Consider the following 19,131-nt stretch of genomic DNA (forward strand, 5'->3'; position numbering starts at 1 on the left):
TTCTCAGCATGCCTTGGTGGTCCTGGATCCTTTTATGGGTAGCGCTTGTTGCGCTGTCGCTGCTGTTCTATGTCCTGCTGGGCATCCGTCTGTTCCGCCAGTTCATGGCGACCGTCAAGGACTTGGGAGCGGCAGGTGAAAAGCTTGGACACCTGGCCCCGCTGCAGGAGCAGGCGGAGCCGGAAAAGCCCGGACAGGCACCGCCGGGTTCTGCTGTTTTTGCCTCACCCACCGTCATGCGACATGATTACGAGGCATCCACGTCAGCACGGCGTGGGGAACGCCGCCGCCGGAGGGTTCAGCGCAAGACGGACCGGGGTCAGCCGCAGGCGCTCGGGGATCTCGACTTCACATAGAAGTAGGATGTATTGAGAGGAAAGGATTTCCCATGGGAAGACTCTTTGATGGCCCCTGGCCCATCGTCATTATTATCGTTGTTGCACTGCTGCTCTTTGCCGCACCCAAGCTTCCGGCCATGGCACGCAGCCTCGGCCAGTCCATGCGGATCATCAAGTCCGAAGTCAAGGAAATGAAGAACGACGGCAAAAACGACACCACCGACGCCTCCGGCCCGGTGGAAGGCACCGTCGTGAACCACCCCAAGGCGAAGCCCGGCGAGCCGACAGACGGCACTGACGTTCCGCCGTCGAACCGCGCCTGACCCCCAGTGGCACTGTCGCGGGCCCGTAAAGCCAACCCTGAGGGGCGCATGTCCCTGTGGGACCACCTCAAGGAGCTCAAGAACCGGCTGATCAAGTCGGCCATTGGCGTCGTCATCGGCGGCATCGGGGGCTGGATACTTTACGATCCGCTGCTGAAGGCGCTGGCCGATCCGGTCAACCGCATTTCACAGCAAACCGGGGGACTGTCCGCAATCAACTTCGGGACCATTGCTTCCCCTTTTGACTTCAAGCTGCAGATGTCGCTCCTCATCGGGGCGGTGATATCCAGCCCCATCTGGATCTACCAGCTCTGGGCGTTTATCACCCCCGGCCTTACATCAAAGGAACGCCGGTACACCCTGGGGTACATGGCGGCAGCGGTACCCCTGTTCCTCGCCGGGATCTGGGCTGGATGGCTCGTGGTGCCCCAGGTGGTGCGGGCGCTGACCCAGTTCACGCCGGACGGATCGTCCAGTGTCATCGATGCCCGGACCTATATCGAATTCGTGACCCGGATGGTCCTGGTTCTGGGTATCGCATTCCTGGTTCCCGTGGTGCTGGTGGGCGTCAACATGGCCGGTGTCATCTCCGGCCAGACCATCCTCAAGGCCTGGCGCATTACCGTCTTCCTGGTCTTTGTCCTCGCGGCCATCGCGGCCCCCGGCGCCGATGCCATCTCCATGTTCATGCTGGCCGGACCGCTGCTTGTCCTGTTCTTCGCTGCGATCGGCATCTGCCTTATGAATGACAAACGGCGCGCCCGCCGCCAGGCCAGGAGGGCAGCGGAAACCGAGGCAACGGCTGACATCGCCACCCCGGGCAGTGAGCTGAAGAACCTCTAAGCTCCCAGTAGGCTTGGTACATGTCCTCCAACACCGGGCCGTTTCCTAAGGGTCCAACTTCCAGCGGACCTTTTTCCACGGCGCCCAGCGATCCTGAGGAGCTCTCCCCGGCAGAAAGGTACCGGGCCAGCGCCGAGCGCAGGGCCGAGGCGGCTACGGATCTTGGTGCATTCATCCGCACGCTGGACTTTGAGCTGGACGACTTCCAGCGGAAGGCCTGCCTATCCCTGCAGGACGGCAGGGGAGTGCTGGTGGCAGCGCCCACCGGTGCGGGAAAAACGATCGTGGGCGAGTTCGCCATCTACCTGGCACTCCAGCGCGGCCTCAAAGCTTTCTACACCACCCCCATCAAAGCGCTGAGCAACCAGAAATTCACGGAACTCGGCGAAAAGTACGGTGCCGAAAACGTGGGACTGCTCACCGGCGACACCAGCATCAACGGCGACGCCCCCGTGGTGGTCATGACCACCGAAGTCCTGCGGAACATGCTCTATGCGGACTCAGCCACGCTGGACGACCTGGGCTATGTGGTCATGGATGAAGTGCACTACCTCGCCGACCGGTTCCGCGGAGCTGTCTGGGAGGAAGTAATCATCCACCTGCCCAGTGAGGTGCAGGTGGTCTCCCTCAGCGCCACGGTCTCCAACGCCGAGGAGTTCGGCGCCTGGCTGGACACCGTCCGCGGTGACACGGACATCATCGTCTCGGAGCACCGCCCGGTTCCCCTCTGGCAGCACGTCATGGTAGGGCGGCAGATCATGGACCTGTTCGCCGGGGAAACCACCTTCGACGAGATCGCCCCGCCCGTGGACGCCGACGGGCCCCAGCAGGCGCCCGCGAAGGAAACCACTGCCTCAGGCCGCGGTTTTGACGTCAATCCGGACCTCCTGACGGTTGCCCGCAGCGAAAGCCAGCACAGTTTCCGCAGCAGGCCCGGCCCCGGCGGACGCGGCCAGCGCGGCCGCCGCGGCAATGACCGTCCCGCCCGGGGCGCAGAACAAAACGGCGTTCGCAGGGCCAGCCGCCCCCAGGTGATTGCGAGCCTTGACCGGATGGACCTGCTGCCCGCGATCACCTTCATCTTTTCGCGTGCCGGCTGCGACGCGGCCGTGGCCCAGTGCGTCAGCTCCGGGTTGTGGCTCACCACCGAAAAAGAGCAGCGCATCATTGCCCAGCGTGTTGACGAAGCGGGGCACGACATCCCGCCGGACGACCTGGACGTCCTGGGCTTCTGGACGTGGCGTGACGGGTTGCTCCGCGGTTTTGCCGCACACCACGCCGGCATGCTGCCCACGTTTAAGGAAGTGGTGGAAAAGCTCTTCGCCGACGGCCTGGTCAAGGCCGTGTTCGCCACGGAAACCCTTGCCCTCGGCGTCAACATGCCCGCACGTTCCGTGGTGCTGGAGAAACTGGACAAGTTCAACGGCGAAGCCCATGTGGACATCACCGCGGGGGAGTACACCCAGCTGACCGGCCGTGCCGGCCGCCGCGGCATCGACGTCGAAGGCCACGCAGTGGTGCTGTGGCAGCCCGGGACGGACCCGACGGCGGTGGCGGGCCTCGCCTCCCGCCGCACCTACCCTCTGAACTCGAGCTTCCGGCCCACCTACAACATGAGCATCAACCTCCTGGCACAGTTTGGCCGGGCAAGGGCCCGCGAGATCCTGGAATCCTCCTTCGCGCAGTTCCAGGCCGACCGCTCGGTGGTGGGCCTGGCCCGGCAGGTGCGGAGCAGGGAGGAATCCCTCGCGGGGTACGCCAAGTCCATGACATGCCACCTCGGCGACTTCACCGAGTACGCAAGGCTCCGGCGCGAGCTCTCCGATGCCGAAAACGCCACGTCGCGGACAAAGTCCCGGGCCCGGAAGTCGCTCAGCGACGACTCACTGGCCAGGTTGCTCCCCGGTGACGTGGTGGATGTTCCCGGCGGGAGGGCACCGGGCCCGGCCATCGTGCTCAGTTCCGACCACAGCAGCCGTGAGCCACGGCCCGCCGTCCTGACCCTGGACAACCAGCTGCGCAGGATCGGAACGGATGACCTCGAGGGCCCCATCGCACCCCTGACACGCATCCGCATTCCGAAGTCATTCAACGCCAAAGTGCCGAAGTCACGGCGGGACCTGGCCTCCTCCGCCCGCAACGCGCTCCGGGAAAACCGGCCACCTGCCCCTGGCCATAACCGCAACAACGATTTCGGCCGGGCGGCTGCACTGCCCAACCAGGAGAAGCGTATTGCCGATCTCCGCCGTGCCCTTCGCGCCCACCCCTGCCACGGCTGCAGCGAACGCGAAGACCACGCGCGCTGGTCCGAGCGGTGGTGGAAGCTGAGGCGGGAGACCGACGGCCTGGTACGGCAGATCCAAGGCCGCACCAACACCATCGCCAAGACCTTCGACCGCGTCTGCGACGTCCTGTCCGCCTACGGCTACCTGGAAGCCAGCGGCGATGGCGGCCTGGTCATCAGTTCCGATGGACAGCGGCTGCGGCGGATTTACGGTGAGAAGGACCTGCTGATCTCCCAGTCCCTGCGGCTGGGCGCGTTCGATGACCTGGACGCTGCCGAAGTGGCAGCCCTGGCCAGCGTGCTGGTCTACCAGGCCAAGCGCGAGGACCGCGGTCTCCGGCCGCGCATGCCCAGTGTCTCCCTGGAAACAGCAGTGGACATCGTGGTGAGGGAATGGTCAGCCCTGGAGGACGTTGAAGAGGAGAACAAGCTTCCTCTGACCGGCGAACCCGAACTCGGGCTGGTGTGGCCCATCTACAAGTGGGCACGCGGCCGCCACCTGCAGGATGTGCTGAGCGGCACCGACCTCGCCGCCGGCGACTTTGTCCGCTGGGTAAAGCAGGTGGTTGACCTGCTGGACCAACTCGCCAAGATCCCGGGCCTTGATCCCCGCCTGGCCCGGCTGTGCGGCGAAGCCATCTCGCTGGTCCGCCGCGGCGTCGTGGCGTATTCCTCCGTCCTCTAGCCAGTACCCGGCTTCCAGCCGGCCCGTTTCAACCCTCAGGAGCCCTGCCCCGCATGACCCAGCCTGGTCCCGATTCCCCCCGCAACGTCGTCCTTTACCGCAACGGGTCCGTCTACACCGCTGCCGACCCCTTCGCCACCGCCATGCTCGTGGACGGTGACACGGTGGCCTGGGTGGGGTCCGAGCAGGCGGCGTCCTCCATTGCGGACAGTTCCATGGACGTCATCGATCTGCGGGGAGCACTGGTCGCACCCGGATTCGTCGATTCGCACATGCACCTGACCGAGACCGGCATCGCCCTGGACTCCCTGCGGCTGGGAGGAGTCGCCTCAGCCCGGGAGCTCCTGGACGCCGTGTCGTCCGCAACCGGCAACGGCCCGGTCCTGGGCCACGGCTGGGATGAAACCACGTGGGCGGACCCCACACTGCCGAGTCCCGAAGAACTGGAACGTGCATCAGCAGGCCGGCCCGTCTACCTTTCCCGGGTGGACGTGCACTCGGCACTGGTCTCTACGTCACTGGCACACGCCGCGGACCTTCGCAGCCAAGACGGGTTCGACGGCGGCGCACGCGTTACGCGCGCGGCCCACACGGCCGCACGGCAGTCCACCCGGCAGCTGCCGGAAGAGGCGCTCCGCCGGCATCAGGCGCGAGCCCTGTCCGAGGCGGCCGCCAACGGGTACGTCGCCCTGGCGGAGATGGGGGCGCCGCACATCGGGGGCCTGGAAGACCTGCGCCTGGCCGCAGCGTGGAATTCTCCCGGCAATGATGGGCCGGTCCTTCCCGAGGTCCTGCCGTACTGGGGGGAATTGGCGACCTCGGAAGAGCACGCGCGCAGCCTGATGGAGCAGTTCCGTTTCCCTCTGCGCGGCCTTGCGGGAGACCTGAACATCGATGGTTCGGTGGGGTCGCGCACTGCTGCGCTCCGGTCCGGCTACAGCGACGCCCCCGGGGAGCGCGGGAACCTCTACCTGACGGCAGAACAGGCGGCCGCGCATCTTGCCGCGTGTTCACTCGTGGGGATCCAGGCCGGCTTCCACGTGATCGGCGATGCCGGGCTGGACGCGGCGTTATCAGCCCTGGACCTCGCGGCGGAGCAGGTGGGGGAGCAGCGCGTGCGCGCAGCCGGCCATCGGTTTGAACATGTGGAGATGGTGGATGCGCCGGCCATTGAAAAGCTTGCCCGATACTCGGTCACCGTCAGTGCCCAGCCTGCCTTCGATGCAGTGTGGGGCGGGCCCGGTGGCCTGTACGGGAAGCGACTGGGGAAGAGGAGCGCCTCCATGAACCCCTTTGCCTCCCTGTACGCGGCCGGTGTTCCCGTGTGCTTCGGCAGCGACAGCCCGGTCACCCCCCTCAAACCGTGGTCCAGCGTGCGGGCGTGCCTGGAGCATCACAACGAAGGCGAACGTATTTCCGCCCGCGCCGCTTTCCTGGGCCATACCCGGGCCGGCTGGCGTGCGGCCAAATATCCCAACCCGATGGCGGGGCAACTCGTGCCCGGCGCCCCTGCAAGTTTCGCCGTGTGGGAGGTGGAGGAACTGATGGTCCAGGTGGCCGATGGGCGTGTCCAGTCTTGGAGCACAGATCCCCGTGCCCGCACACCGCTGTTGCCTGCGCTGGACACCGGCACGGACCCTGTGTGCCTGCAGACCGTGCGGAACGGTGCCGAATTGTTCTCCAGCCCCGCACTGCGTTCCTGACCCTGCCTCTCGCCGCCCTATAATTGATAGTTGCGCCTGCCGGCGGCCTGCTTGGCCGCCAGGTGCACCGACCGCTCCCTCCAGGAAAGGCCCTCTGTGCGCGTCCTTACGATCATTCCCACGTACAACGAACTGGAATCGCTGCCCAAGACGCTCCAGCGGCTCCGGTCTGCTGTCCCGGCGTCGGACGTGCTGGTAGTGGATGACAACAGCCCTGACGGCACCGGCAAGCTCGCGGACACCATCGCTGCCGGGGACGCCCAGGTCCATGTCCTGCACCGCAAGGGCAAGGAGGGGCTGGGCGCCGCCTACATCGCCGGGTTCAAGTGGGGCCTGGATGCCGGCTACGACGTGCTCGTGGAAATGGACGCGGACGGATCCCACCAGCCCGAGCAGCTGCCCCAGCTCCTGGAGGCCATCGACCAGGGCGCAGACCTTGCCATGGGTTCCCGCTGGGTGCCCGGCGGCCGTGTGGTGAACTGGCCCCTCTACCGCCAGGCCATTTCCCGGGTGGGCAGCACTTACGCCCGCCTGATGCTCGGCCTGAAGATCAAGGACGTCACCGGCGGATACCGCGCCTTCCGCCGGACAACCCTGGAAAAACTCAACCTGGACCAGGTGGACTCCGTCGGTTACGGCTTCCAGGTTGACCTGGCGTGGCGGGTGGCACGGATGGGCCTGCGCATCGAGGAACGCCCCATCACGTTCGTGGAGCGCGAACTCGGCGCCTCGAAGATGAGCGGCAACATCGTGGTCGAAGCGATGATCAACGTCACCAAATGGGGCCTGCAGGCACGCTGGAACACCCTCACAGGCAAAAAGCCCTCCGCCCAGCCCTAGGCTGGCCGCCGTTCCGGACCGGACAATCACCGGTCCGGAACGCAAAACGCGAAAAGAGAGGCCGTTCCTGCACTCACGTGCAGGAACGGCCCCTCTTTCGTTGAAAAGACTTAGGCCGAGCGGCGTTCCCCGCGGCGTTCGCGCAGGATGGTCAGCCGGTCCTCAAGGATCTGCTCCAGTTCGGGCAGGGAGCGGCGTTCCAGCAGCATGTCCCAGTGCGTGCGGACAGCTTTGTCGTTGCTGGTATCAGGGCGTTCGCCGTCGACCAGAAGCGCTTCCTTGCCGGTCTTGGAAACCCACACGGGGGGAATCTCCGCTTCGGAGGAGAAAGTGACAAAGACCTGCTCGCCGTCCTCGCAACGGTACTCGACACGCTGACGCGGTGCCGGCTCGACTCCGGACTCGGTCTCCATGCTCTGCGCACCAAGGCGCATACCCCGCAGGCTGCGATCGCTCATGATTTCTCCCTCTTATCGGTTCGCGGAGTAGAACCCCGCGCCAGCCGGTGGTGACGAAGCACCGCCGGGCTACTGTGTGCTCTGTGCTGCATCATAAGATTCAACGCATTGCGAAGCTTTGTTGTTCCAGCGGATTGCTCCTGCCGGACAAATACCCAATTATACGGGTGCCATGCTGCAGGGAGCAAAATAAAGGAAGGGATCCAGGCTGGTGAACTGGTCACCGGTGCAGATCCCTTCCAGTATTACGGCACCGCTTACGGCTCGGACGGCTTGGCTCCCACCTCGTCGAACAGGCCACCGGATGCGCCCGGATCGGGGTTGGTACCGCCCAGGGCGTTTCCGATCCCCTTCAGGGCTTCGCCCACTTCGCTGGGGATGATCCACAGCTTGTTCGATGATCCTTCGGCCAGCTTGGGCAGGGTCTGCAGGTACTGGTAGGCCAGCAGCTTCTGGTCAGGGTTGCCGCGGTGGATGGCATCAAAGACCTTTTGGATGGCCTGCGCCTCACCGTCAGCACGGAGGATGGCAGCCTTGGCGTCGCCTTCGGCCGCGAGGATGGAAGCCTGCCGCTGTCCTTCCGCGGTGAGGATGGCTGACTGCTTGGTTCCCTCGGCCGTGAGGATGGCGGCGCGGCGGTCCCGCTCGGCGCGCATCTGCTTCTCCATCGAGTCCTGGATGGAGTGGGGCGGATCAATGGCCTTCAGCTCAACACGCGAAACCCTGATGCCCCAGCGTCCCGTGGCCTCATCCAGGACACCGCGGAGCTGGCCGTTGATCTGGTCACGCGACGTCAGCGCTTCTTCAAGGTTCAACCCGCCCACGACGTTACGCAGCGTCGTGGTGGTGAGCTGTTCCACGGCCTGGATGTAGTTGGCAATTTCGTAGGTTGCCGCGCGCGGGTCAGTGACCTGGAAGTAGACCACGGTGTCGATGGACACCACCAGGTTGTCCTCGGTGATCACCGGCTGCGGCGGGAACGAAACCACCTGTTCGCGGAGATCCAGCAGGGGCAGGAGCCGGTCTACAAAGGGAATCAGGATTGTCAGTCCCGGGTTAAGCGTGCGCTGGTACTTTCCGAGCCGTTCGACGACGCCGGCCCGTGCCTGCGGAATGATCCGGACCGAGCGGACCAGGACGATAATCACGAACACGATCAGGACTACCAGCACGATGGCCAGTGCGGCTCCTCCTGCGTTTTCCATACGTTTCCTTCTTCCCCAATTAGTAAGGCTGTGTCAGGACTGGCCGGTGGTCGTGGCCGGCGGAGCCGAAACCACAGCTGTGGCGCCGTCGATGGCAGCCACGACCACTTTCTGGCCCGCGGGAAGGACCCCGGCTGCCGAGCGGGCGCTCCAGATGTCGCCGCCGATTTTCACGAGGCCGCCGTCAGAGGTGACGGCTTCCATCACCACGGCCTGCTCACCGATCAGCCGGTCCACATTGGTCCGCTGCTCGGCCGGGCCCTTCTTCAGGTGGGACAGTGCCACCGGGCGGACGAAGGCGATCATCAACAGGGAGACGACGCAGAACACAACGATCTGGAGCCACCCGTCAGCACCGGCGAAGTCAGCTACCAGGGCGGCGAGGGCTCCGCCGCCGAGCATGATGAAAAACAGGTCAAGCGTGATCATCTCGATCACTGCAAATGCCAGGAAAGCCGTGAGCCACAGGGCCCACCAGTTTTCCCCCAACCATTCGAACACCTGTTTCCCCCTTCGTTACGGGGAACCGCGTGCGCGGACCCTCCGGTAACTGTCCTTCCATCCTAGTCCGGGCGCATCAGGTGTGGTCTGGCTCATGCCGGGCGGCCAGGGATAGTGGCCAAGTCGTTACGCGGTTGCCGGCTCCTTGGGGCGGAAAACCAGGAGCCGGAACTTCGCTTCGGTCCGCACGGGTTCCGGGAGGTCTTCAAACCGTTCAGCAATGGCATCCCTGTCCGCGTGGTGCCCCGCGGGACCCATGAAGGCCAGGTCTGCTGCCTCCTGGCGCGTGAGGGCAAGGGGAACATCGATGTCGGACGTGGTGTCAATGTCAAAATAGCGGGCCATCGCCGCTGCCAGCCTCGCATCCTTGCTCTCCTCGATGGAGAGCATTCCTGCCGTTGCCACGAGGTCCCCCAAATGTCCGGTACGGGGGGTAACAACAACCAAACGGCCCGCCGGCCGCAGGATCCGTGCAAACTCAGCGGGATTGCGCGGCGCAAACACCACCGTGACGGCATCGACAGACCTGTCCGCCAGTGGGAGTGGCTGCCACACATCCCACACCAGGTTGACGGCTTCCGGGTTCAGCCGGGCGGCGCGGCGCAGTGCGAACTTGGAAATGTCCAGGCCTACGGCTGTGACCTGACGGCCCTGTGCTGCGGCAGTATCCAGCACTTGCCGCAGGTAATGCCCGGTACCAGTTCCCGAGTCGAGGATGGCTCCATTGTGGTCGGACAAACAAGGCACGACGGCGGCTGCCACCGCTTCTGCCAACGGACGGTAGTGCCCGTGGCCAAGGAAGTTGACGCGGGCCTCCACCATCGCCGCGGTGTCTGCTTCGAAGGCCGTGCCCTTGCCCACCAGCAGATTGAAGTAGCCCTGACGGGCTGCGTCGAAGCTGTGCCCGGACGCGCAGGCCAGCCGGCGTTGTCCCGGGGCGCGGGAGGGCGCCGCGCCGGCTGCGGCCGCAGTGGGACCGGCCGTAGTGGCACGGGCGGTATCGGCACCGGCAAAAGCCAGCGGACCCGAGCACACCGGGCACAGCAAGGGGAGATGGTCGGAAGAGGGCATTAAACCATCTTAGGGTGGCGGGAAATGAGCCCGGGCGGGGACGGCCAGGCACGTGGAAAGGCTTAGCCGGCGCTGATACCTGCAGGTCCGTCGTCGAAGCCGAGGCCCTGGCGTGCCCTGCTGATTCCGGGCTCGGCCCAGTGCGCGGCGTACTCGGTGTTGGTGCTCAGGGACCTCAGCTGGGCACGGTCCAGGTAGAGGATGCCGTTGAGGTGGTCCGTCTCATGCTCCACGATCCGTGCCTGCCAGCCGGAGAACTCCTGCTGGACCGCCGCGCCGTCTGGCGTTTCAAACTCAAGCAGCACGCTCTCCGGTCGTGCCACCACAGCCTGGAGTCCGTTCAATGAGAGGCAGCCTTCGTAGAAGGAGGCGGTCCCGGACCCCTGGGCGGTGTACCTGGGGTTGAGGACAGCGAGGAACTCCAGCGGGTTCCGTTGACGCAGCGCGGCCGCCTCCGGGTCGACGTCGAACTGGTCTTCGACCACCGCGAGCTGCAGCGGTATGCCAAGCTGGGGCGCCGCCAGACCTACTCCCGGTGCCTCGTGCATGACCTGGCGCATGAGGTCGATAAGCCGGACAAGCTGGTCAGCAGGCAGTTGACCGTCAAAGGCGGCGGCCCGCTGACGCAGTGCGGGGTGGCCCGCCTGGACAATGGGCGGCAACGTCCCGGCAGAGAGGATGTGGTCCACAAGTTCGCGAATCTGTCCTGCAGTGAGGGTGGTCCCGGGCGCGGCATGGGTCATGACGAAAGCCTACTGAACACCGGGACGCTTCCGTGGCTGGGCTAATGTCTATTCCATGGCTGACTTCCCCTCCCACCCTGACTCGCCGCTGGACCGTGTCCTCGGGTTCATCCGGGTACTCGAAGCCGGCGGGGGAGCGCCCGGGATCAGGCCCTTCCTGGCCGACTCATTCGTGCTGGAGGAGGCCCCGCACCTGCTGGCTCCGGAGGGGTCCAGGCGGTCCTTGCGTGATGTCCTGGCCGGCGCGGACCAGGCGGCGCAGGTGGTCGCGGACCAGAAGTTCGCCATCCGGCGCACTACGTGCGAGGGCGGCCGGGTGGCGCTGGAAGCGGATTGGTCGGCAACGGCACTGATGGACCTCCCGTACTGGGACCTGGGAGACACGATCCGGGCAAGGACCTCGTCTGTCTTTGAAGTCAGCAACGGCCTGATTGTCAGCCAGGACAGCTACGACTGCTACTTCCGGTAATTAGACCTGCTGTGTCCGGGAAACCAGCGGCCGTTGTTGCATGGTGAAGCGCCTGGCCACCCACCGGTTTAGTGCCGGGGTGGCGGCAGCGGCGCCAACGCCTGCAATGCGCAGGCGGAGCAGGGCGGGCGGCAGGGGGCGGCCCAGCAGCATATTGATTTCTGACTGGCGCCTGGCCAGGATTGCCGCGCGCCGCCGGGTTTCGTCGAATTTCCGGAATCCGTGGTCCATGTGATGGCCGGCCACGGCTTCGCGGATGAGTGGCACCAGGGCCTGGGCGTCGAGCCAGCCGAGGTTCATGCCCTGGCCGCCAATGGGACTGATTTCATGGGCTGCATCGCCGATCAGGATGGTCCGCCCCACGACCATCCGGCGGACCAGGGTGGAGCGGACGCTGAACGCTGAGAGCATGCTGTTGGTGCCGGGATCGGGCAGAATTCCGGTGCGCTGCTGTACGAGTTCTGCCAGGTCGGCTGCCCCTGCGGTTTCCGCCGGCCGGGTGAGGCGGACCACCCACCGCCGGACGCGGCCCGGAAGGGGGAAGGACTCGACAATCCCCCCGGACTCGAGGAACAGGACGGCCATGTCCCCATGGATGCCGGGGTCAGCGAAGTCGCCCATCAAGTAATGGTCCGGGTAGGTCTTTCTTTGCACGGGCACGCCCAGGACATCGCGGAAGTGTGACCGGGCGCCGTCGGCGGCTACCACCAGGGACGCCGTGAAGTTCCTGCTTCCCCGCGTGGCACCCGGCTGAGCCTGGACCGAAACGCCGGGCCGGCCGCCGTCGTCCGTTATGGCCGTGGCCTGCACACCCCTTAGCAGCGCTCCGCTGTCCAGGGCGCGGACGCGGTCCTCCAGTAGCTGCTCCGTCCGGAACTGGGGGAGGGCCAGAACGAAGGGAAAATCCTCCGACACCGTGTCGAAGCGCATGGTGCCTACAGTTTTTCCGCCGCTGACAGCCATTCCGGTGCGGATGGGCACACCCTCCCGGACCATCGCGTGCGCCACGTTGACCCCGTCCAGGGCTGCAAGGGCGGGCGGGTGGATGCCGATGGCGCGGGAGTGGGCATCCCGCGCCGGTCTCCGTTCGAGCACCCGCACGGAAATGCCTTCCTGCAGGAGCGCCGCGGCAAGGTACAGGCCAACCGGTCCGGCGCCCACGATCACAACGTCGGTGGACACAGTCAGTTCCTGCGCCAGGCGAGGACCTGGTGGAAGGTGGTGCTGCGCTCAACCGTCCAGCCCGGAGGAGCGATTGCCGCCAACTCCGGGGGCGTGTAGCTCCGCCGTATCGAGGTCAGGCCGTCCGCCCGGATATAGGAGCGGGGGAAGGGCAGGGCGGCCACCCCGAACAGTGCATAGGCGATGGGACTCCGGCGGAGGTCATTGTGCAGGGCCTTCTGCCCCGCCAGGATCTGCGAATGCGCCAGCAGCTGCTGCAGCTCGTCTGCACTCAAGTGATGCAGGACATGGTTGGAGATCACGGCGTCGTACGTCCTGCCCTCCTGCACCAGGTCCGTACTGTGCGCCTGCCGGAATTCGACGCCCCGGACCGGCTGCCGTTTCGACGCGAAGGCGGCGGCCCGCGGATCGGGGTCAATGCCCGTGATCCGGAGCGTCAGTCCGTCACGTTCCGCCCGGCGGGCAAGCATGACGGCAAGGTCGCCGCCGCCGGAGCCGATGTCCAGCAGCGTGGCGGTACCTGAGCCGGCGGTCATCATGGGGAGGAGTTCACGCCGGTACAGCCGGCGCCAGCCGCCCAGGACCCTGTTGACCACGGCAAACTGGCGGTAGGTGTTGTCCAGGCGCCACGGATCGCAGTCCGGCAGGTCCATCAGCTCCACGGCTCCGGCGGCCCGCTCCCGCATCAGGAATCCCACCCGGTCAGGACACCGGCGCTTCTGCCGGCTCAAAACGGGCGTCCCGCTGGACTACCGCGTTGCTGACCCGCGGCGCCTGGGTCAGCTTGGTGAACATGGCAGTCTCCACCGTGAGTCCCGGGCCGAAGGCCATGGAGCAGATCCGGTCGTCGCCAGGTGCGTTGCCGGCGGGTTGGTGATCGCCGGCATGGGGGTCGCTGATTCCGTTGTCCTGGTCCAGGATGTGCTTCAGGACGAACAGCACGGTGGCACTGCTCATGTTGCCGTAGTTCCGCAGGACTTCGCGGGCAGGAACCAGCTGCTGGTCCGTGAGGCCGAGCCGGGACTGGACCTTGTCCAGGATGCTCCGTCCGCCCGGGTGGATGGCCCAGTGCCGGATGGACGTGTAGGGGAGTGCATGCAGTTCAGGTTCCCGGGCCAGGAGTGGCTGCAGCGCGCCCACAATGTGGTCGTCGATGATGTGCGGAACGTAGTTTCCCAGAACCATCTCGAAGCCGTGGTCACCAATGTTCCAGGCCATGGAGTCCTCGCCCACGGGGGTCAGCACCGTTTCGAAGTGGTCCAGCTGCAGCAGCGAGGCTTCTTCCGCGCCCGGCCTGGCGGTGACGACGGCGGCGGCGGCCCCGTCGGCGAAGAGCGCCGAGCCCATGATGGTGTCGGGGTCGTTGGATGTCCGCACGTGCAGGGAGCACAGTTCGGCGCAGACCACCAGGACAACGGCGTTCGGGTCGGCCTCACAGAAGAGCTTGGCGGCGCGCAGTGCGGGGAAAGCTGCATAGCAACCCATAAAGCCCAGATGGTAGCGCTGGACTGCCGGATCCAAGCCCAGCTCCCGCACGATTTTGTAGTCCGGGCCGGGGTTGAAGAAACCGGTACAGGAGACGGTCACGAGATGAGTTATGTCAAGTAAATCCAGTTCCGGGCAGGCGTCCACGGCGGCACGGGCGGCCTCGACAAACAGTTTGGTAGCCTCGCGGGCGAAGATGTCGTTGCGTACCTTGGTGCTGGGATTCAGCAGGAGGCCGGTGGCAGGGTCGTAGAACTGGGGGTCATCGGAGCGGAAGTCGTTGGTGAGTTCGTCGACGGCGGTGAACCGTGTGTCGATGGCCGCGGAGTCAAAGCACGTATTCACCAGCCTGGAGCCCAGCCGCGTTAATCCCGGCTGGGCCGCAAATACGTCACGGGCTTCTGACTGGATCAGCATTGTCTTTGGGACTGCAGTTTCAAGTGATCGCACGTAGACCGTCATTGACACATTCTTAGCGAGGCCCCGGATTAAGACAATGGTTCAGGCTGTTGACCTGCGCATTTGTCCCGGTAACTGTTGCCGGCGTGCAGGTCTTCCCGAGCTCCTTCCGGGCTCGGCTCGAAAACGCCGATAATCTACATTATGTAAAGTAACGACAATCCCGACCCTCCCCGGGCTAACGCCTGGACCCTATCCCCGCGCCCACCAGGGCGCCGACACCCAGGCCAAGCGCGAAACCCACCACGGGGCTGTCGAAGACTGCCAGGCCGAGGGTGATTCCAACAGCGGCGCCCAAAAGGCAGCAGATCCACAGTGGCTTGTTCACAGGACCTCCAGGGTGGGCAAAAGTACTCGGAACGCCTAAACCAGTAGTTACTTCATCATGCGGTAGCAGCTGGCCACAATGGACCGTTCATAGGTAGCCCGCCGGGAAGATTCGGGTACCTCACCACGGGTGCCAAACGGCGGCCGGTCTTCTATCGTCGTTCGCACACGCCATCTTCGGCTTCTGCCGGCAGTCATCGCCACATTCCTTCGCCGGCTTATGCAGACGGCTTCGGTGCACAATAGCCAGGAATCATCATGCCGCTTTCCCCTGAACCCGCAGAAAAAAGCGCGGTGTTGTCCCCACTCCCCCAGGCATCCGGAACGCGTGACACCGCCCGCGAGGACGCGCTCCGGCAGGCCCCGGGCAGGCCGGTGCTGATGCTCCGCCCGGCGCCCGTCAAGGTTCGTGCCATCACCTGCCACGCCATCGCCTACACCGTCACGCATGTCCTGGTGGAACGGGACGACGACGCCGGGTACCAGGCAAGCTGGGAGGCCAGTTGGCTGGTGCGCCGCCTGTAGGTAACCAAGTATGGGGGTACTCGAATTCGAGTACCACTTACGCATGTTGACGTCAACCGGCCCCCGTAGTCTCGATTTGAGGGCAGCAGCTTTCAGGGCTTCTGCCAACGCTCCAGGTGGGCAGATCACGGTGATCTCTTCTCCTGAGGATTGATTGCCGGCCGGATCCTTGCTGAAGCTCGAGGAACAGGACTTACTACCCACGACCGGGGTGTATCCCCGCTCCTTTGTCCAGCTCCTATGCGAGGGTTCCATGACACTTCCATCGCCATCTCCTTTATCCCCTGCGGCACCTGTCTTCTTCGACGCAAGCGGCAAGCGCTGGCGCCGGATTCTTAGCTGCCTGCTTGCGCTCATGCTGTTGATGGTCCTGTCAGTTGTGATGGTCCTCCCCGCCGCCACGGCCCCGGTCCACTCCGGGCAGCAAAATCAGGTCGCGACCTACCCCAGGCAGTTGCTGGACCTGCAGGACCTGGAAAACATCCCCAGGATCGGAGTGGACCTGGGCGAGGCTACGTTCCACAGGATCGCAACGGTAGAAAATAAGAACGGCAAAGTTCTGCTGAAGGATCCCTTCAGTGACACCGTGTGGCGGGAAGCCACACCGGAAGAGTCAAAGCTGATCGGCGCCAGTCCCTATGTTGTGGAGGCCTACGGCAAGACCAAAGAGCGCACGCTCATGCTGACATTCGATGACGGCCCGGATCCCAGGTTCACGCCGGAAATCCTGGACCTGCTGTCCCGCGAGGGCGTACCGGCCACGTTCTTCACTGTCGGGGACAACATCGTCAAATATCCTGACATCTTCCGGCGCATGGTCCGGGAAGGCCACATGGTGGGCAACCACACCATGTCGCACATCGACTTCTGGGCCCACGATGATGCCTTCAACCGCCAGCAAATCATCGGAACCGACCGGGTCATGCGTGCCGCCGACAACTACGAGTCACGGTTGTTCCGCATCCCCACCGGCGACCCGGAGAACAACACGCTGGCACTGCTGCAGTCACAGCAGCTCGGTTACCTGCACGTCAGCATGGACCTGGACACCAGGGACTGGGAATACGTCCCGGAAGCCGAAATCCCCATCCCGGAGCTGAACGGCGAGGGACACATCGTCCTCCTCCACGACGGAGGCGGAGACCGCCGGGGAACCATCGAGATGCTGAAGAAATTCATTCCCCAGGCGAAGGCGCAGGGCTACACTTTCGCCACCCTGCAACCCTTGCTGCCGGCCGAATACGTGCCCCAGCACAGCGTGCCGGCAAGCGTCGAAGACAACGTAACCCTCGCGGCGCTGACAACCTACCTGGTGACACCCAACCTGCTGCTGAACTGGCTGTTCTGGTTCGGCATCGGATCCCTTACCATCCTCACGTTCCTCTTCGTGGTCCTGGCCATTGTCAACAACAGGCGCCAGAAGAAGCGCCGGTGGGAGGAGATCGCCGAATCAGAGTGGCCATTGGTCAGCGTGATCCTGCCAGTCTTCAATGAAGAACTCGTGGTGGCGAAAACCCTCGATGCCCTCCAGGCCAGTGACTACCCCCGGCTGGAGGTCATCGCCATCAACGACGGCTCTACGGACAGTACCCTTGCTGTTTTGAGGGAGTACGCCGAATCGTGGCCCGGCCTCCGGGTCCTCGACCAGGCCAACGGCGGCAAATCCGCAGCCAGCAACTATGGGATCGAAGAGGCGCGCGGAGAGATTGTGGTGACCCTGGACGGCGACACGCTTTTCGAGCCCCAGACGATAAAAATGTTCGCCCGTCACTTCCTGGCCCCCCGGAACGGCAAGGAGGTTGGAGCCGTTGCCGGTCATGTGAAGGTCGGAAACCGGCGGAACATCGTCACCGCCTGGCAAAGCCTGGAGTATCTCTCCGGTATCTGTGTCACCCGCATGGCAGAGGGCCTCATGGGCGCGATCTCCATCGTTCCCGGAGCGTGCGCTGCATGGCGCCGTGAGGCATTGGTCAAAGCAGGCGGCTACTCCCACGACACACTGGCTGAAGACGCCGACCTGACGCTGTCCCTGCAGCGCCTGGGGTACAGCATCGTCCAGGAAAATGAGGCCGTGGCGTGGACTGAAGCGCCCCTGACGTTCCGCGGGTTGTTCAAGCAACGGCTGCGCTGGACATACGGCAACTTCCAGACCTTGTACAAGCACCGCCGCATGCTGTTCAACCCGAAGTTCGGGGCGCTGGGAATGCTCACCATGCCCTATGCCCTCATTTCCGTCCTTGTCCCGCTGCTGTTTATGCCGCTGACAGTCGCGGTGGCCTTCATCAGCCTGAGCCGCGGGGAATGGCAGGCCATCGCCATCTTCTCGGCGTTCGTGGCAGCAACCCACCTGCTGATTTCGATCGTGGCCGTGATCATGGTGCGGGAAAACCCCCTCCACCTGCTCATGGTGCCCATCTACCGGCTGATCTACGAACCGCTCCGCGCCTATGTCGTCTTTGGTTCGGCGCTCCGCGCCCTGCGCGGTTCAGCGGTGGGGTGGTACAGGCCCGAACGCACCAACAGTGTCATCCTGGCGGACCTTCCGGGCCAAACCAACACTCCTGTTTCCCCCGGTCCCCTCTCCCCCAGCACCACGTGAGGCGCGATGCCAGGCGCAGCATCCGCGTTCTGGCGGCCATCGCGGCAGTTGCCGCGATGGCCGCCTGTGGCTCCGCGCCACGGGACGACAACAGCGGGGAGGCCGGAGTGAACCCTGGCGAACAGGTTTCGCCGTGGTTCGGGGGCTATCTCGATGTCACGCTCCTTCCGGCGCTCCGCCTCGAGGATGCCCCCTCGGGGGGACCGTCCACCACTGTCCTTTCCTTCATCAGTTCCGACCCCGCCCGGCCCTGCGAACCCTCGTGGGGCGGGTCCTACGATCTGGAACTGGCAGGCGACAAGCTTGACCTTGACGCGCAGCTGGAGGCCTACCGAAGCGCGGGGAACAACGTTGCGGTATCTTTCGGCGGCCAGAAAGGCGCGGAACTGGCCGTTGCCTGTTCCGACGAGGAATCCCTTGCCAAGGCATACGCCACGGTCATCGCCAGGTATGGCCTCGACGTCGTGGACCTGGACGTTGAAGGACAAGGAGCCTCGGACCCCGCCGCCGCCGCCAGGCGGGCCTCAGCCATGGCACGCCTGCAGGCCGATCGGCCATCCGGGAAGCCATTGCGGGTCTGGCTCACGCTGCCCGTTTCGCGGGACGGGCTGACGCCCGCCGCCGCAATTTCGGTTGAGACCATGCTCGATGCGGGCGTCGAGGTGGCGGGAATCAACATCATGACCATGAACTTCGGTCCGCTCCCTGCCGGCCTCAGCATGTTCGATGCGTCGGCAGCGGCCGCAGAAGCAACCCATCGCACACTCGTGGAGCTCCTCGGGAAGGCAGGCAAGCTGAACGGGGACGAACAGGCCTGGAGCAGGATCGGGCTGACGCCCATGATTGGCGTGAACGATCTGGAGGAAAACGTGTTCACGCTGGATGATGCTGAGCGCCTCAACGCCTTTGCGAGGGACCGCGGCATCGGCAGGATGTCAATGTGGTCCCTTAACAGGGATACCGCCTGCGACCCGGAGCACCAGGGCGTGTCCCACAGCTGCAGCGGGCTGGAGCAGGAAGCCCGCCAATTCGGCAGGCTTCTGGGAAATGGGTTCGCAGAAGCCCCTTGATGACGGGCAGTTGCGCTTTAA

Annotated in this window: 19 protein-coding genes; 10 read left to right on the forward strand and 9 right to left on the reverse strand. The window is 64.9% G+C overall.

All coding sequences use genetic code 11. From position 1 onward, the window contains the following. Positions 1 to 8: 8 nt before the first annotated feature. From ACZ9BC_RS05325 to ACZ9BC_RS05350, 6 genes are all read left to right on the forward strand, one after another. Complete coding sequence (locus ACZ9BC_RS05325; protein ID WP_476245060.1) at positions 9 to 356, forward strand: hypothetical protein; 348 nt, start codon at positions 9 to 11, stop codon at positions 354 to 356. A gap of 32 nt (positions 357 to 388) precedes the next feature. After that, complete coding sequence (gene tatA, locus ACZ9BC_RS05330) at positions 389 to 661, forward strand: Sec-independent protein translocase subunit TatA (protein ID WP_476245061.1); 273 nt, start codon at positions 389 to 391, stop codon at positions 659 to 661. Between the two features lie 48 nt (positions 662 to 709). Beyond that, complete coding sequence (tatC, locus tag ACZ9BC_RS05335; protein ID WP_079596140.1) at positions 710 to 1,504, forward strand: twin-arginine translocase subunit TatC; 795 nt, start codon at positions 710 to 712, stop codon at positions 1,502 to 1,504. A gap of 20 nt (positions 1,505 to 1,524) precedes the next feature. Beyond that, positions 1,525 to 4,473, forward strand: coding sequence for a DEAD/DEAH box helicase (locus ACZ9BC_RS05340; RefSeq protein ID WP_476245062.1), 2,949 nt, complete (start codon positions 1,525 to 1,527; stop codon positions 4,471 to 4,473). Between the two features lie 53 nt (positions 4,474 to 4,526). After that, positions 4,527 to 6,176, forward strand: coding sequence for an amidohydrolase (locus ACZ9BC_RS05345; protein ID WP_476245063.1), 1,650 nt, complete (start codon positions 4,527 to 4,529; stop codon positions 6,174 to 6,176). A 96-nt stretch (positions 6,177 to 6,272) separates the two neighbouring features. Continuing rightward, positions 6,273 to 7,016: a polyprenol monophosphomannose synthase gene (locus ACZ9BC_RS05350; protein WP_476245064.1), complete on the forward strand. Its 744-nt coding sequence runs from the start codon at positions 6,273 to 6,275 to the stop codon at positions 7,014 to 7,016. 110 nt (positions 7,017 to 7,126) lie between these two features. Here the strand turns inward: ACZ9BC_RS05350 and ACZ9BC_RS05355 are convergent, their stop codons facing one another. The 5 genes from ACZ9BC_RS05355 to ACZ9BC_RS05375 form a co-directional block, all read right to left on the reverse strand. Then, entirely contained in the window at positions 7,127 to 7,474 is a 348-nt protein-coding gene (locus ACZ9BC_RS05355) for an RNA polymerase-binding protein RbpA (protein WP_013600997.1), read from the reverse strand. 257 nt (positions 7,475 to 7,731) lie between these two features. Beyond that, positions 7,732 to 8,679: an SPFH domain-containing protein gene (locus tag ACZ9BC_RS05360; protein WP_476245065.1), complete on the reverse strand. Its 948-nt coding sequence runs from the start codon at positions 8,677 to 8,679 to the stop codon at positions 7,732 to 7,734. Between the two features lie 33 nt (positions 8,680 to 8,712). Then, a complete protein-coding gene (locus ACZ9BC_RS05365; RefSeq protein ID WP_476245066.1) occupies positions 8,713 to 9,180 on the reverse strand; it encodes an NfeD family protein in 468 nt (155 codons plus the stop codon). Between the two features lie 126 nt (positions 9,181 to 9,306). Then, positions 9,307 to 10,251, reverse strand: a complete 945-nt coding sequence (locus ACZ9BC_RS05370; protein WP_476245067.1) for a putative RNA methyltransferase — start codon at positions 10,249 to 10,251, stop codon at positions 9,307 to 9,309. A 62-nt stretch (positions 10,252 to 10,313) separates the two neighbouring features. Further along, positions 10,314 to 10,994 carry a peptide deformylase gene (locus ACZ9BC_RS05375; protein ID WP_476245068.1) on the reverse strand — a complete coding sequence of 227 codons (681 nt, stop codon included), beginning with the start codon at positions 10,992 to 10,994 and terminating at the stop codon, positions 10,314 to 10,316. Positions 10,995 to 11,049: 55 nt separating this feature from the next. Here ACZ9BC_RS05375 and ACZ9BC_RS05380 point away from each other — a divergent pair, with 55 nt between their 5' ends. After that, the gene (locus tag ACZ9BC_RS05380; RefSeq protein WP_476245069.1) at positions 11,050 to 11,463 is read left to right on the forward strand and encodes a nuclear transport factor 2 family protein; all 414 of its coding nucleotides are present in this window, start codon (positions 11,050 to 11,052) and stop codon (positions 11,461 to 11,463) included. On the opposite strand, the gene ACZ9BC_RS05385 is transcribed toward ACZ9BC_RS05380, so the two are convergent. The 4 genes from ACZ9BC_RS05385 to ACZ9BC_RS05400 form a co-directional block, all read right to left on the reverse strand. Beyond that, positions 11,464 to 12,645, reverse strand: coding sequence for an FAD-dependent oxidoreductase (locus ACZ9BC_RS05385; RefSeq protein ID WP_476245070.1), 1,182 nt, complete (start codon positions 12,643 to 12,645; stop codon positions 11,464 to 11,466). A gap of 2 nt (positions 12,646 to 12,647) precedes the next feature. Then, a complete protein-coding gene (locus ACZ9BC_RS05390; protein WP_476245071.1) occupies positions 12,648 to 13,331 on the reverse strand; it encodes a class I SAM-dependent methyltransferase in 684 nt (227 codons plus the stop codon). 16 nt (positions 13,332 to 13,347) lie between these two features. Beyond that, positions 13,348 to 14,592: a type III polyketide synthase gene (locus ACZ9BC_RS05395; protein WP_476245072.1), complete on the reverse strand. Its 1,245-nt coding sequence runs from the start codon at positions 14,590 to 14,592 to the stop codon at positions 13,348 to 13,350. A 175-nt stretch (positions 14,593 to 14,767) separates the two neighbouring features. Next, on the reverse strand, positions 14,768 to 14,917 hold the full coding sequence (locus tag ACZ9BC_RS05400; protein ID WP_476245073.1) for a hypothetical protein: 150 nt from the start codon (positions 14,915 to 14,917) through the stop codon (positions 14,768 to 14,770). A gap of 293 nt (positions 14,918 to 15,210) precedes the next feature. Here ACZ9BC_RS05400 and ACZ9BC_RS05405 point away from each other — a divergent pair, with 293 nt between their 5' ends. The 3 genes from ACZ9BC_RS05405 to ACZ9BC_RS05415 all read left to right on the forward strand — a co-directional run bounded on the left by ACZ9BC_RS05405 (position 15,211) and on the right by ACZ9BC_RS05415 (position 19,110). Then, a complete protein-coding gene (locus tag ACZ9BC_RS05405) occupies positions 15,211 to 15,441 on the forward strand; it encodes a hypothetical protein (protein ID WP_181039485.1) in 231 nt (76 codons plus the stop codon). Positions 15,442 to 15,694: 253 nt separating this feature from the next. Beyond that, positions 15,695 to 18,040: a bifunctional polysaccharide deacetylase/glycosyltransferase family 2 protein gene (locus tag ACZ9BC_RS05410; RefSeq protein WP_476245074.1), complete on the forward strand. Its 2,346-nt coding sequence runs from the start codon at positions 15,695 to 15,697 to the stop codon at positions 18,038 to 18,040. Next, a complete protein-coding gene (locus tag ACZ9BC_RS05415) occupies positions 18,037 to 19,110 on the forward strand; it encodes a chitinase (RefSeq protein WP_476245075.1) in 1,074 nt (357 codons plus the stop codon). Before ACZ9BC_RS05410 ends, ACZ9BC_RS05415 begins: the two co-directional genes overlap by 4 nt. The last annotated feature ends 21 nt before the right edge of the window (positions 19,111 to 19,131 follow it).

The sequence above is a fragment of the Pseudarthrobacter sp. TE3704 genome (assembly GCF_056279405.1).

Excerpts from the sequence above, each read along its gene's own strand:
- ACZ9BC_RS05375 (WP_476245068.1), bottom strand. The coding sequence starts at position 10,994 with ATGACCCATGCCGCGCCCGGGACCACCCTCACTGCAGGACAGATTCGC.
- ACZ9BC_RS05395 (WP_476245072.1), bottom strand. The coding sequence starts at position 14,592 with ATGACGGTCTACGTGCGATCACTTGAAACTGCAGTCCCAAAGACAATG.
- tatC (WP_079596140.1), top strand. The coding sequence starts at position 710 with ATGTCCCTGTGGGACCACCTCAAGGAGCTCAAGAACCGGCTGATCAAG.
- ACZ9BC_RS05355 (WP_013600997.1), bottom strand. The coding sequence starts at position 7,474 with ATGAGCGATCGCAGCCTGCGGGGTATGCGCCTTGGTGCGCAGAGCATG.
- ACZ9BC_RS05380 (WP_476245069.1), top strand. The coding sequence starts at position 11,050 with ATGGCTGACTTCCCCTCCCACCCTGACTCGCCGCTGGACCGTGTCCTC.
- ACZ9BC_RS05345 (WP_476245063.1), top strand. The coding sequence starts at position 4,527 with ATGACCCAGCCTGGTCCCGATTCCCCCCGCAACGTCGTCCTTTACCGC.
- tatA (WP_476245061.1), top strand. The coding sequence starts at position 389 with ATGGGAAGACTCTTTGATGGCCCCTGGCCCATCGTCATTATTATCGTT.
- ACZ9BC_RS05390 (WP_476245071.1), bottom strand. The coding sequence starts at position 13,331 with ATGCGGGAGCGGGCCGCCGGAGCCGTGGAGCTGATGGACCTGCCGGAC.
- ACZ9BC_RS05340 (WP_476245062.1), top strand. The coding sequence starts at position 1,525 with ATGTCCTCCAACACCGGGCCGTTTCCTAAGGGTCCAACTTCCAGCGGA.
- ACZ9BC_RS05410 (WP_476245074.1), top strand. The coding sequence starts at position 15,695 with ATGACACTTCCATCGCCATCTCCTTTATCCCCTGCGGCACCTGTCTTC.
- ACZ9BC_RS05360 (WP_476245065.1), bottom strand. The coding sequence starts at position 8,679 with ATGGAAAACGCAGGAGGAGCCGCACTGGCCATCGTGCTGGTAGTCCTG.
- ACZ9BC_RS05370 (WP_476245067.1), bottom strand. The coding sequence starts at position 10,251 with ATGCCCTCTTCCGACCATCTCCCCTTGCTGTGCCCGGTGTGCTCGGGT.
- ACZ9BC_RS05325 (WP_476245060.1), top strand. The coding sequence starts at position 9 with ATGCCTTGGTGGTCCTGGATCCTTTTATGGGTAGCGCTTGTTGCGCTG.